General features: G+C 67.5%; 12 protein-coding genes. 3 read left to right on the top strand and 9 right to left on the bottom strand.

Annotated elements, in window-relative coordinates; genetic code table 11:
- The first annotated feature begins 139 nt into the window (after positions 1-139).
- A complete protein-coding gene (locus tag BACI349Y_RS02680) occupies positions 140-1,549 on the top strand; it encodes an aldehyde dehydrogenase family protein (protein ID WP_159630218.1) in 1,410 nt (469 codons plus the stop codon).
- 72 nt (positions 1,550-1,621) lie between these two features.
- Here the strand turns inward: BACI349Y_RS02680 and BACI349Y_RS02675 are convergent, their stop codons facing one another.
- The 6 genes from BACI349Y_RS02675 to BACI349Y_RS02650 all read right to left on the bottom strand — a co-directional run bounded on the left by BACI349Y_RS02675 (position 1,622) and on the right by BACI349Y_RS02650 (position 6,780).
- Entirely contained in the window at positions 1,622-2,008 is a 387-nt protein-coding gene (locus BACI349Y_RS02675) for a hypothetical protein (RefSeq protein ID WP_159635094.1), read from the bottom strand.
- A gap of 205 nt (positions 2,009-2,213) precedes the next feature.
- The gene (locus BACI349Y_RS02670) at positions 2,214-2,639 is read right to left on the bottom strand and encodes a heat shock protein transcriptional repressor HspR (protein WP_141159097.1); all 426 of its coding nucleotides are present in this window, start codon (positions 2,637-2,639) and stop codon (positions 2,214-2,216) included.
- A 15-nt stretch (positions 2,640-2,654) separates the two neighbouring features.
- Positions 2,655-3,626, bottom strand: coding sequence for a DnaJ C-terminal domain-containing protein (locus BACI349Y_RS02665; protein ID WP_201302379.1), 972 nt, complete (start codon positions 3,624-3,626; stop codon positions 2,655-2,657).
- A gap of 82 nt (positions 3,627-3,708) precedes the next feature.
- Positions 3,709-4,410, bottom strand: a complete 702-nt coding sequence (locus BACI349Y_RS02660; RefSeq protein ID WP_159630216.1) for a nucleotide exchange factor GrpE — start codon at positions 4,408-4,410, stop codon at positions 3,709-3,711.
- A 3-nt stretch (positions 4,411-4,413) separates the two neighbouring features.
- Positions 4,414-6,282 carry a molecular chaperone DnaK gene (gene dnaK / locus BACI349Y_RS02655; protein WP_159630214.1) on the bottom strand — a complete coding sequence of 623 codons (1,869 nt, stop codon included), beginning with the start codon at positions 6,280-6,282 and terminating at the stop codon, positions 4,414-4,416.
- Between the two features lie 174 nt (positions 6,283-6,456).
- Positions 6,457-6,780 (bottom strand): ArsR/SmtB family transcription factor, encoded by a 324-nt coding sequence (locus BACI349Y_RS02650; RefSeq protein WP_043453649.1) that lies wholly within the window; start codon positions 6,778-6,780, stop codon positions 6,457-6,459.
- 97 nt (positions 6,781-6,877) lie between these two features.
- Between BACI349Y_RS02650 and BACI349Y_RS02645 the strand changes: the two genes are divergently transcribed.
- Positions 6,878-8,125, top strand: coding sequence for an MFS transporter (locus BACI349Y_RS02645; RefSeq protein WP_159630212.1), 1,248 nt, complete (start codon positions 6,878-6,880; stop codon positions 8,123-8,125).
- An 18-nt stretch (positions 8,126-8,143) separates the two neighbouring features.
- Here BACI349Y_RS02645 and BACI349Y_RS02640 read toward each other — a convergent pair whose 3' ends face one another.
- Entirely contained in the window at positions 8,144-8,440 is a 297-nt protein-coding gene (locus tag BACI349Y_RS02640) for a hypothetical protein (RefSeq protein ID WP_159630210.1), read from the bottom strand.
- Positions 8,441-8,533: 93 nt separating this feature from the next.
- The gene (locus BACI349Y_RS02635; protein WP_159630208.1) at positions 8,534-9,280 is read right to left on the bottom strand and encodes a TetR/AcrR family transcriptional regulator; all 747 of its coding nucleotides are present in this window, start codon (positions 9,278-9,280) and stop codon (positions 8,534-8,536) included.
- A gap of 134 nt (positions 9,281-9,414) precedes the next feature.
- Between BACI349Y_RS02635 and BACI349Y_RS02630 the strand changes: the two genes are divergently transcribed.
- Entirely contained in the window at positions 9,415-10,335 is a 921-nt protein-coding gene (locus tag BACI349Y_RS02630; RefSeq protein ID WP_159635089.1) for an NAD-dependent epimerase/dehydratase family protein, read from the top strand.
- A gap of 18 nt (positions 10,336-10,353) precedes the next feature.
- On the opposite strand, the gene BACI349Y_RS02625 is transcribed toward BACI349Y_RS02630, so the two are convergent.
- Positions 10,354-12,555, bottom strand: coding sequence for an MMPL family transporter (locus tag BACI349Y_RS02625; RefSeq protein ID WP_159630206.1), 2,202 nt, complete (start codon positions 12,553-12,555; stop codon positions 10,354-10,356).
- Between the last annotated feature and the right edge of the window lie 86 nt (positions 12,556-12,641).

Raw genomic sequence — 12,641 nt, 5'->3', positions numbered from 1 at the left:
CACACACCCCCCGGCGTTCGCTCCAGCACAACAGTCCTGCGCACAAAGACAAGAGCCTGGAGCACGGTCCAGCCCACACTGGGAGTAACCCGCTACGCCGACCGGCTGGCGTCCTTGCCTACTCGAAGTGGAGTATCCCTTGGAAACCTATGATGCGCTTCTCGCGTCCATTGCCCCCGCCGCCGGCACCGGCCGGACCATCTTTGACCCTGCCACCGGTGAAGCCGTGGGCGAAGCCCCCATCCACGATCTCGACTACCTGGAAGGCGCCGTGTCCGCCGCCGTCGCCGCCCAGCCCGCCTGGGCTGCCCTGGGCCACGACGCAAGGTCCGCCGCGCTCCTGAAGGCAGCCGACGCCGTCGAACGCTCCGCCGAGGAACTCGCCCAACTGCTCTCCCGCGAGCAGGGCAAACCGCTGAACGGCCCCAACGCCCGCTTCGAAGTCGGCGCCTGCGTCGCGTGGCTCCACGCCACCGCCAGCCTGCCGCTGGAGCCGGAAACCATCGTGGACGACGGCGAAACCCGCGCCGAGCTGCACTACCGGCCCATCGGCGTCGTCGGCGCGATCGGCCCCTGGAACTGGCCCATGATGATCGCCGTCTGGCAGCTCGCCCCCGCCCTGCGGATGGGCAACGCCGTGGTGGTCAAGCCCTCGGGCAACACGCCGCTGTCCGTCCTGGCCCTGGTCAAGGTCCTCAACGAGGAACTCCCTGACGGCATCCTCTCGGTGGTTTCCTGCGGCCGCGAAGTGGGCGCCCGGCTCACCGACCACCCCGCCATCGGCAAGATCATGTTCACCGGTTCCACCGCCGGCGGCCGCGCCATCATCAAGTCCTCCGCTGACACCGTCAAACGTCTCACCCTGGAACTGGGCGGCAACGACGCCGGCATCGTCCTGCCCGACGCCGACCCCAAGGCCATCGCCCAGGACGTCTTCTGGGGCGCGTTCCTCAACACTGGCCAGACCTGCGCCGCGCTCAAGCGCCTCTACGTCCACGACAGCATCTACAACGCCATGTGCGAAGAACTTGTAGCGGTTGCGAAGGCGATGCCAATGGGCAACGGCCTGGACGAGAACAACGTGCTGGGCCCGCTGCAGAACAAAGCCCAATACGACGTCGTCGCGAACCTCGTGGAGGCAGCGAAGGCTTCCGGAGCACGCGTCCTACTCGGCGGTGACCCGGACACCAGCCAGCCCGGCTACTTCTACCCCACCACCCTGGTAGCGGACATCGACAACGACAACCCGCTGGTGGCTGAGGAACAGTTTGGCCCGGCCCTGCCGATCATCCGCTACAGCACCATCGACGAAGCAGTGGAAAAGGCAAACGGACTCGACGTCGGACTCGGCGCCTCCGTCTGGTCCCCGGACCTGAAGACCGCCCGCGAGGTCGCAGCCCGGATCCAGGCCGGCACGGTGTGGATCAACCGGCACGGCGCCGTTGACCCCCGCATCCCGTTCGGCGGAGCCAAGCAGTCCGGTTACGGCGTGGAGTTCGGCGTCGAAGGCCTCAAAGCGCTCGGCGTCCCCCAGGTCATCAACGGCTGATCGGGACTTCAACGGCGGGGGTCCCGCATGCAACCCGCATGCAGGACCCCGCTGTACTGTTTGCCGGTGTTGCTAGCCCATGGCCGGTGCGGTGGACGTCCGGCCGGCGAACTGCCGGCGGGCCCAGCGGGCGAGCTTCTTGCCCTTGCCCTTCCACCAGTTGTCCTCGTCCTTGTTGTGGTGGAAGCGGAAGACGATGGCCACCAGCACGAACATGCCCATCACCACATCGATCCAGGACGACCTCACCAGGGCCATGAAGACGGTCAGGGCGTTGGCCATGACCGAGGGAATGGCCAAGGTCCGGAAGACGGTGCTGGCCACGAAGCGCCGGTGCGACCTCGGGACGGACAACTCGCGGACCATGTCGAAGCAGACGCAGACCACCACGATGGTTTGGCCGATGGCCAGCAGGACCTGGCCCGGCATGGAGCCGCTGAAGGCAGCCACGGCTTCCATTCCCGGGCTCACGGCCGGGCCTTGCTGTTAAGAGCTTTGCTGAGAACTTCAAACACGGAAAACCCCCAGAACTTGCGGAACCATCGCCGCTGATCCGGCGATGGTTCCATTCAAGTTTCAGGGGGCTTTTCCGTCACGAGTAGTGGGTACTCTAATTTCGCGGAACGCCGGAAGGCGGTACCTGCCGGGCCCTGCTGGCCGGCTTCTACTGCCCGATGGCCCGCGGCCGCCAGACCACCATGGCCTGGGACCTCGGCCGGGGCCGCTGCCCCCGCGCCAGGCTCACCACGTCACCGGCGGCGCCGGCGGCGAAGATCCGTGAATCCACCGCCCGCGGACGGCGGCCCAGTTCCTCGGTGAGTTCCGAGATCCGGCTTTGCAGCGCGGCCACCTGGTTTTCGAGTTCCAGGATGCGCTTGATCCCCTCCAGCGACACACCCTCGTGGGACAGCCGCTGCACTTCGCGCAGCATGTTCACGTCCCGCTGCGAGTAGCGTCGGGACTTGCCCGGGGCACGGCTGGGCTTGACGATCCCGAGCCTGTCGTACTGCCGCAGGGTCTGCGGGTGCATGTCCGCCAGCTCGGCAGCCACGGAGATCACGAAGATCGGCTGGTCAGCACTGATGTCCACGGCTCACCTCCGCTCCTAGAGCCGGGCCTTGGCTGCCAGGCCCTCACGGACATCCGCCGACGACGTGGCCTCGGCGAACGCCTTGACCGCAGCTTCGGCATCCTTGTTGAGATTCTTGGGAACCGCGACGTCGATGGTCACCAGGAGGTCGCCCGTGGCCTTGGACGTCTTCACGCCTTTGCCCTTGACCCGCAGGGTACGGCCCGACGGCGTGCCCGCCGGAACGCGCACCTTGACCTTCTCGCCGTCGATGGTGGGAACCTCGATGTCCGCTCCCAACGCAGCCTCCGGGAAGGTGACGGGTACGTGGATGCGGAGGTTGTCGCCGTCGCGCGTGTAAAAGGCGTGGGGCTGGACGGAAACGGACACCACCAGATCGCCGTTGCCGGCCGCACCGGGCTGGCCCTTGCCGCGGACACGGACCTTCTGCCCGTCCTTGATGCCTGCCGGGACACGGACGTCGATGACCTCCCCGCTGGGCTCGCGCAGGCCAATGGTGGTGCCGCGGATGGACCCGGCGAAGGAAATGCTGGTGGAGGCCGTACGGTCGGCACCCTTTTGCGGGGTGCGCTGGAAGCCGGGTGCGCCGCCGAAGCCGCCGAAGAGGTCAGCGAACTCGGGCGGGATCCCGCCGCCTGCGGGGTTGAATCCGCCCGCATGGCGTCCGGTGTTGCCGGTGAACAGGCCGCCGAACATGTCCTCGAACCCGCCGTTGCCGCCCGCGGCACCGCCCGGAGCAAAGCGGGCACCGCTGCCCATGGCCCGGATGGCGTCGTACTGCTGGCGTTCGTCGGGATCCGAGAGCACCGAATAAGCCTCGGAGATGTCCTTGAACTTCTTCTCGGAAGCAGCGTTCCCCGCATTCGTATCAGGGTGGTGCTGCCGCGCAAGCTTCCGGTAGGCCTTCTTGATATCGGCTTCGGAAGCGTCCTTGGCAACACCAAGGATCTTGTAAAAGTCCTTGTCCACCCAATCCTGGCTAGCCAATGGCGTTTCCTTTCAAAAGTTAGGGGCGGTGGTTGAGCTTGTCGAAACCTGGGTTCCAACAAGCTCAACCACCGGGGTAATGCTACGCAGGGACAGCGACGATGACCTGGGCTGCGCGGAGGACGCGTTCTCCTGATTTGTAGCCTGAGCGGAGGACCTGGCTGACGGTGTCAACCTCGATGTCCTCGCCGGGCTGCTGGATCAGGGCCTCGTGGATCGTGGGATCGAACTCCACGCCGGTCTCGTTGATGCGGACCAGGCCGTAGGTCTTCAGCGCGTTCTCCAGTTTGTTGGCGATCGCGGCGAAGGGACCATCGGTGAGGTCACCGTGCTGCCGGGCGGCGTCGACGTCGTCCAGGACCGGAAGCAGGGAGTTCAGGACGCCGATGACGGCCATTTCCCCTGCCACGGCGCGGTCGCGTTCAACCCGCTTGCGGTAGTTGACGTACTCAGCCTGGAGGCGGAGCAGGTCGTTGCGCAGTTCGGCTGCCTCGGCGTTGCCGGTGGACCCTGCCGGAGCCCCCTGGGCCACGGATTCCTCGGCCGGCACGTCCACGCCGTTGAGAATCTCCTCGGCCTGGGCCAGCGCGTCGCCGTCGGAATCCGCTGCTCCGGGCTGGGCCCCGGCCCCGGGGTCGGACTGGCCGCCCTCGGGGTGCCGGGCCTGCCCGGTCACCGGGTCAACCTTGCGGTGGTCCCGGATGACCGGCTCCTGGCCGTTGCCGTGCGCGTTGTGCTGGCCGGCGGATGCGTTGTGCTCTTCCTCGTTACCGTGGTGCGGCATGGGTTACTTCTTCGCTTCGTCTTCGTCGATGATCTCGGCGTCGACGATGTCCTCGTCCGAGGAACCTGCCGAAGCTCCGGCGGCACCCTCAGCGCCGGGAGCGCCTGCGCCGTCCGGGGAACCTGCCTGGGCGTAGATGGCCTCGCCGAGCTTGGTCTGGGAAGCCTGCAGCTTCTCGAACGCGGTCTTCACGGCGGCATCGTCGGTGCCTTCGAGGGCCTTCTTGAGGCTGTCGACGTCGGCCTGGACCTCGGTCTTGACCTCTTCGGGCAGCTTGTCCGCGTTGTCGGCGATCAGCTTGTCCACGGAGTAGGCCAGCTGCTCGGCGGTGTTGCGGGTGTCGGTCGCCTCGCGGCGGGCCTTGTCCTCGGCTGCGTGCTCCTCGGCGTCACGGACCATGCGGTCGATGTCTTCCTTGGAGAGGCTGGAGCCGCCGGTGATGGTCATGGACTGTTCCTTGCCGGTGCCCTTGTCCTTCGCGGAGACGTGGACGATGCCGTTGGCGTCGATGTCGAACGTGACCTCAACCTGGGGAACGCCGCGCGGCGCCGGCGCGATGCCGGTCAGCTCGAACGTGCCCAGCGGCTTGTTGTCCCGGGTGAACTCGCGCTCGCCCTGGAAGACCTGGATGGCCACGGACGGCTGGTTGTCGTCGGCCGTGGTGAAGGTCTCGGACCGCTTGGTGGGGATGGCGGTGTTGCGCTCGATCAGGTGCGTCATCACGCCACCCTTGGTCTCGATGCCGAGGGACAGCGGGGTGACGTCGATCAGGAGGACGTCCTTGCGCTCACCCTTCAGCACACCGGCCTGCAGGGCTGCGCCGACTGCCACGACCTCGTCCGGGTTGACGCCCTTGTTGGGCTCCTTGCCGCCGGCCAATTCCTTCACCAGCTCGGACACGGCGGGCATACGGGTTGAACCACCCACCAGCACGATGTGGTTGATGTCGGAAAGCTTGATGCCGGCTTCCTTGATGACGTCGTGGAACGGCTTCTTGGTGCGCTCCAGCAGGTCCTTGGTGAGGTCCTGGAACTTGGCGCGGGTCAGCTGCTCGTCCAGGTGGACCGGGCCGTCGGGGGTGACGGACAGGTACTGGAGGGAGACGTTGGTGCTGGACGAGGAGGAGAGTTCCTTCTTGGCCTGCTCGGCTGCTTCACGGAGGCGCTGCAGGGCGATCTTGTCCTTGGACAGGTCGATACCCTTGACCTTGAGCTGGTTCAGCAGGTAGTCAACGACGCGCTGGTCCCAGTCGTCGCCGCCCAGGCGGTTGTCACCGGCGGTGGCGCGGACCTGGATGGTGGAGAAGTTGTCTTCGTCCTTGCCGACTTCCAGCAGGGAGACGTCGAAGGTACCGCCACCGAGGTCGAACACCAGGATGAGTTCGTCTTCCTTGCCCTTGTCCAGGCCGTAGGCCAGTGCTGCGGCGGTGGGCTCGTTGACGATGCGCAGGACGTTCAGGCCTGCGATCTCGCCGGCTTCCTTGGTGGCCTGGCGCTCGGCGTCGTTGAAGTAGGCCGGGACGGTGATGACGGCGTCGGTGACCTTTTCACCCAGGTAGGACTCGGCGTCGTTCTTCAGCTTCATGAGGATACGGGCGGAGATTTCCTGCGGGGTGTACTTCTTGCCGTCGATGTCCACCTTCCAGTCGGTGCCCATGTGGCGCTTGACCGAAGCGATGGTGCGCTCGATGTTGTTGACGGCCTGGCGCTTGGCGATCTCGCCAACCAGGACCTCGCCGGACTTGGAGAATGCAACGACCGACGGCGTGGTGCGGCCACCCTCGGCGTTGGCAATAACGGTGGGCTCGCCACCTTCGAGAACGGAGACGACGGAGTTGGTGGTTCCGAGGTCGATACCTACTGCACGTGACATGTGTTGCTTCCTTCTTTCCTTGGAAACTGGTTGGCGCCCTAAGCATTGAGCGTTCTGCACTCAACTCTACTCAGCCGCCAAAGGATGTCAACACAAGTTGAGTGAACTAGGCTCAACTTTGCTCAGGGCGTACAACAGCGCACGACGGCGGCACGCGCCGGCGGGGCGGAGGCGTCAGTCCGCGCCGGGCGCATCCAGGACTGCGGCGAGCAATCCGGGGAACCGGGCATCAAGGTCCTCGGCGCGCAGGGTCAGCCTGCGGCCGCGCCCGTTGGCCTCGTTCCGGATGATGCCTGCCTCGCGGAGCACCTTCATCAGGTGGGACTTGGTGGACTTGGGCATCTCCGGATTGCCGAGGGTGCATTCGGCCATATCGAGGGGGCCGGCACGGAGCTGGCGCGCGATTTCCAGCCGGTCGGGATCGCTCAGGGCGAAGAGCACACTGGGCAAGTGGAGGTCCGCGCGTTCGGGATGGGTGAGGTTCGCCGGTGTAGCCACGGTTCGACTTTAGTTGAACCATCGTGGACATGCCAGTAGTCTGAGGTTTCGATTATTTTCGAACCAACCACACCCCCAATGCAGAAGGCGGCATGTTGTGACGCACCCACCCGCAGTCCGGCCCAGAGAGTCGCACCGGCGGCTGGGTTTCGTCCTCATTGCTGCCGCCACGGCAGCCATGATGGCCGGAGCCAGCGCGCCGTCCCCGTTCTACCCCACCCTGCAGGAGCAGCTGCACCTGCTGCCGGTGGCCACCACCGGGATCTTCGCCGTCTACGCCGTGGCCCTCCTGGCGGCCCTGCTGGTCTTCGGTTCCATCTCCGACCACCTCGGCCGCCGCCCGGTCATCAGCGCGGCATTCCTCCTGCTGGCCGGCAGCGTCGTGACCTTCCTGGCAGCCGATTCGCTGGCGATGCTGCTGGCGGCCCGCGTCCTCCAGGGGGTGGCCAGCGGCATCCTCCTCACCACGCTCTCCGCGGCCATCGCCGATCTGGAACCGGAGGATGACCCGGGCTCCAGCGCCGCCTGGAACACGGTGGCACCCCTGGGCGGCCTGGCCCTGGGCGCGCTGGCATCGGGCCTGCTGCTGGACCTCCTCGCGGAGCCCCGCGTGCTGGTGTTCGTCTCGCTCTCGGTCCTGTACGTGGTGTTCGCCGCACTGGTGTGGGCCTGCCCGGAAACCTCACCCCGCACGTCCGGGGCGGCGGCTTCACTCAAGCCGCACCTGACCCTGCCGCCGGCCGCACGCCGCGCATTCCTCACCGGCGCCCCGGCCGTTTTTGCCGGCTGGGCCACGGGCGGGCTGTACCTCTCCCTTGGCGCCGCGATCGTGCACACCACCTTCGGCATCCGGGAGCATCTGTGGCAGGGCATGGTAATCACCATCCTGGCGGGGACAGGAGCCGCGTCGGCGGCCTTCCTGCACCGCTTTGGAGCCCGCACCATCACCATTTTCGGCACCACGGCGCTGGCCGTGGGGACCGCACTGTCGCTGCTGGCCCTCGGCCTGGATTCGTTTGGCCTGTTCCTGGCCGCTGTGGTGGTGGCAGGCGCCGGTTTCGGCACTGCCTTCATGGGCGTCATCCGGTCCATCAGCCCCCTGGTGGAGGATCATGAACGCGCCGGGACTTTTGCCTCGCTCTTCGTCGTGGCCTACACGGCCTTCGGCGTTCCGGCGGTGCTGGCAGGCCTGCTGGCCCCCATCCTGTCCCTCCCGGTCACCACCTACGCCTATGGCGGCCTGGTGACGGTCCTGGCTGCGGTGGCAGCCATCAGCCGCGCCCGCAGCAAGGACGCCCAACCCGCCAAGGAGGACAGCCTGGTGGCGGCGGACGCCGTCGGGTAAGGGGATCCCTGCGGGTGCCTACCGGCCGGAGTCGGGGCGCCCATGCAGCGGTCCGCGCTCCTCATCGGTCGCCTGCACCTGACCGTCGGTAAGGCCCTCGCGGACGGCACGCTCCGTCCGGGCGCCTCCGGTGGTGCCGGCGTCGCCGTAGTCGCCTTCCTCGTATTCGCCATCCGAAACGTCCCGGTCGGGCTCGTTGAGGGTCCCGGCGTCGCCGTAATCCCCGTCGACGTACTGGCCGCCTTCCCCCTCCAGGCCGGGTGCGCTGCTGCCCTTGCGGGGCTCCTCGGCTGCAACTTCAGGATTCTCAGTCATGGTGCATCTCTCCTTTGAGGCTCCGCGTCCGTCCGGGCGCACTGGCAGTCTATCGACGGGGCGGGCGCACCAACAGGGCCCGCGCGGGCTGCGTCAGGAGGGCTGCGCCGGCAGGCCCGCGGTCCCCGCCAGGACGGCGAGGTGATGGCCGAAGAGTTCATGCGGCGCCCGGAAGGTGTCCGGCCCGTACTGGTTGAACACTTCGAAGCTGACGGCACCGAAAAGGGAGCTCCACACCAAAACGCCCCGCGCCACCAGCTCGTCCGGGATAGCCAGCCCGAATTCCCGGCGGATGGCCTCCAGGTCGGCGGCCAGCGTGGGCGGAAGCTGCGGGGATGGTCCCACAACCGCCAATTGCCCCGCCCGGGCGGCGGCGTCCAGGATGCCGATGAGGCTGACGATGACGCGCGTGCCGGGACCCGTGGTGCGTTCGGCCGGGGCGTTGTAGCCGGGAACCGGACTGCCGAACAGGAGCGCATAGCTGGCAGGCTCGCGCAGGGCCCACGTCCTGACGGCTCCGCCCAGGGCCAGGAACCGGCCAAGATGGTCACCCTCCGGGGCAGCCGCAACGGCCCCGTCGACCTCGTCCCCCAGTTCACCGAAGGCATCGATAAGCAACAAGGTGAGCAGCTCGTCCCGGCTCTCCACATAGCGGTAGACGGCGGAGGACACCACTCCCAGATCCCTTGCCACGGCCCTCAGGGAGAGGGCGGCCGCACCGTCGGTGGCCAGGTGCTGCCGGCCCAGCCGGACAATGTCCGCCACCGTCTGCGACCGTGCGCGCTGCCGGGGCGTCAGGGGCCGGGGCTGGTCGGCGGCTGCTCCGCGGGCATCATCCATGACCCCAGCATGCCATAAACGAGAGCGTGGGAAGCTAAAGAGAGCACTGCTCTTGACTCTGCCAGCCTGGGCGCGCATCCTTGTTTTCGAGAGCACTGCTCTCAACTACTGAAAGGGAGACGGAAGTGCCTGACATATATGTGGTGACCGGGGCAGGACCGGTGGGGTGGACGGTAGCGGAACAATTGGCGGACCGGGGACGGCAGGTGCGCATCCTGACCCGGTCGGGCAGCGGACCGGACCACCCGCTCATCGAGCGCATCAGCGGGGACGCGAAGGACCCGGCGGTTCTTCGCACTGCCCTTGCCGGCGCCAAAGCCGTCTTCCACTGCATCCACGGCTCGGCATACACCGCGGCCGCGTGGCGGGCAGAGCTGCCTGCCGCCGAACAGGCAGTCCTCAGCGCCGCGCAGGAGGTGGGCGCCGTCGTCGTCTTCCCTGAAAGCCTCTATTCCTACAGCGAGGCGGACCGCGTGGTCACTGAGGCCGGCCCGCGCAGGGCCACCGGAGGCAAGCGCGGTGTGCGGACGGACCTGCTGCAGGCGCGCGAGGCCTCGGCCACGCCCACGGTAAGCGTGGTGGCCGGCGACTTCTTTGGGCCGCGCGTCCGGATGGCGCACGCCGGCGAGCGCATGGTGGCCCCGGCCCTTGCGGGAAAGAACGTCAGCGTGATGGGAAGCGCCCGCCAGCCGCACTCGTTCACCTACGTACCCGACCTGGCCGGCGCCATGATCGCGGCCGCGGACCAGCCGTCCGCCTGGAATGCCGTGTGGCATGCCCCGACGGGGCCGGCGCGCACGCAGAAGGAACTTGCAGCGGCCTTCGCTGCGGCGGCGGGACGGCCCACCCCGAAGGTGCGCGTCCTTCCCGGCTGGACCATCCGGACGGCGGCACTGGTTTCAGCCGGCGCCCGCGAGCTGGCGGAGATGCTGTACCAGTTTGAGCGGCCCTTCGTCATGGACTCCGCAGCTTCCGAGGCAGCGCTTGGAGTCAGCCACACGCCGCTGGATACGGCTGCTGCCGCCACCGTGGAATGGTGGCGGCAGCAGCGGTAGGCCGGCGGAACGCAGGGGCTAACGGGCGGGAACCTCTTCCCGGGGCTCGACGCCGGGCTCCCGCGGCTGCACGGCATGCCGGCCATCCGTCCGTCCCAGCTTGCTGGGCCACCAGATCTTCGGCCCGATGTCGTAGGCCAGGGCCGGCACCAGCAGCGAGCGCACCAGCACGGTATCGAGCAGGACGCCGAATGCCACGATGAAGGCCAGCTGCACCAGGAACATGATGGGGATGACGCCGAGGGCGGCGAAGGTCGCGGCCAGCACCACGCCGGCCGAGGTAATGACGCCGCCGGTCACCACCAGGCCACGCAGGATGCCGGGCCTGGTGCCGTGCTTAAGCGATTCCTCGCGGACCCGGCTCATCAGGAAGATGTTGTAGTCCACGCCCAGGGCCACCAGGAAGACGAAGCCGAACAGCGGAACGGTGGCGTCGGCTCCCGGGAAACCAAAGAGGTTGTTGAACACGAAGGCCGAGACTCCCAGTGCGGCCGCGTAGGAGAGCACCACGGAGAGCACCAGCAGGACCGGGGCCACGATGGAGCGCAGCAGCAGCATCAGGATGAAGAGGATCACCACCAGGACCACCGGGATGATGACCAGCAGGTCGCGCTGGGCGGTGGTGTTGGTATCCAGGGCGGTGGCAGTCACGCCACCCACCAGGGCGCCGGGATCAACGGCCTTCACCTCGGTGCGCAGGGCCTTGATGGTCTCCTCCGCTTCCAGCGAGTCCGCGGCGTTCTTCAGCGTGGCGTTGATGAGGACCTTCCCGTCCCGGACGTCCGGTGCGGTGGGAGCGCCCGGGGCTCCGGTGATGGGCACGCTGCCGCGGCCCAGCAGGTACGCCTCGCCCACGCCGTCGTCGGCTTTCACTTTGTCCAGCACCTCCGCGGCTTTGCGCTGGTCGGCAACCACGACGGCGGGGCTGCCGCTGCCGGCGTCGAAGTGTCGGGCCAGCGCATCCTGGCCGTCCACGGCGTTGGATGCGGTGAGGATGACGTCCGTCTGCGGCACACCGTTGGCTTTCAGCTGGAACAGGCCGCCCGCGGCCACGAGGAGCAGGAGGACCGAGGCGACCCAGACGGTCCTTGGCCGCCGCGAGACGAGCGAGCCGGTGGCCCGCCACAGGCCCTTCTGGCCCTCCAGTCCGGTGACCAGTTCGGGTTCGCGCTGGTCCGCGGGGAGGAGCTTGGGGCGGAAAGGCCAGAACGCGGCGCGGCCGAGCAGTGCCATGAGGGCGGGCAGCAGGGTCAGCGCGGCGAACAGGGCGCACAGGATGCCTGCGGCGGCCACCGGGCCCAGGGCCTTGTTGGAGTTCAGGTCGGAGAAGAGCAGGCACAGGAGCGCGATGATCACGGTGGCGCCGGACGCCAGGATGGGCTCAAAGGATGCTTTCCAGGCGGTCAGGACGGCAGCCGTGCGGTTGGTGGTGTGGGTAAGGGCCTCGCGGAAGCGGGCCACGAAGAGCAGGGCGTAGTCCGTGGCGGCACCGATCACCAGGATGGAGAGGATGCCCTGGCTTTGTCCGTTGAGCTGGATCCAGCCGGCCTTGGCCATGCCGAACACCAGCAGGATGGCCGCACAGAGCGCGAACACCGAGGTGAGCAGGACCATGACGGGCAGCAGCAGGGACCGGTAGACGACCAGGAGGATCACGAACACGGCGGAGAGGGCCACGAGCAGGAGGATGCCGTCAATGCCGCCGAACGCGGCGGTGAGGTCAGCCGCCAGCCCGGCGGGACCGGTCACGAAGGTCCGGGCACCGTCCGGCGCCGCCTCTTCCACCGCGGCCCGGAGTTCCTTGACCGCGTCCTTCAGTTCTGCGGAGGATCCGATGGGGACCACGAACTGGACGGCCTTGGCGTCCTTGGACGGAATCGGGCCAATCACGGTGCTGCCCAGCTTGAGGCTCTCCAGGCCGGACTTCAGGGTGGCCAGTCCGCCCAGCTGCTGCGGCGTGAAGGCCTGGTCCTGCTCGATGACGACAATGCCGGGAACCTCATCGGAGTCCCGGAACTTCGCCTGCCAGTCCTGGGCCTCGGTGGCCTCGGCGCTGGCGGGCAGGAAGGATGCCTGGTCGTTGGAGGAGACCTCTTCCAGGCGGCCAAAGGTGGGGCCGCCTACCCCGGCCAGCCCCAGCCATGTCAGCACCAGGACAACGGGGACCAGCCAGCGCAGCCAGAACGGAACGCGTTCCCTGCCAACTTTTGAGCGTTTCATGATGCCTTCTATGGTGAGCGTGGGGAGTACTATTTGTTCCAGCATAGATTATCTCCATAACAGAGATAAATGCCAGTCAAGCTTTT

The organism is Arthrobacter sp. 8AJ (assembly GCF_902506025.1).
Lineage (GTDB): Bacteria > Actinomycetota > Actinomycetes > Actinomycetales > Micrococcaceae > Arthrobacter.
The sequence above is the reverse complement of the archived record's forward strand: the minus strand, read 5'-3'. Positions and strand labels throughout refer to the sequence as shown.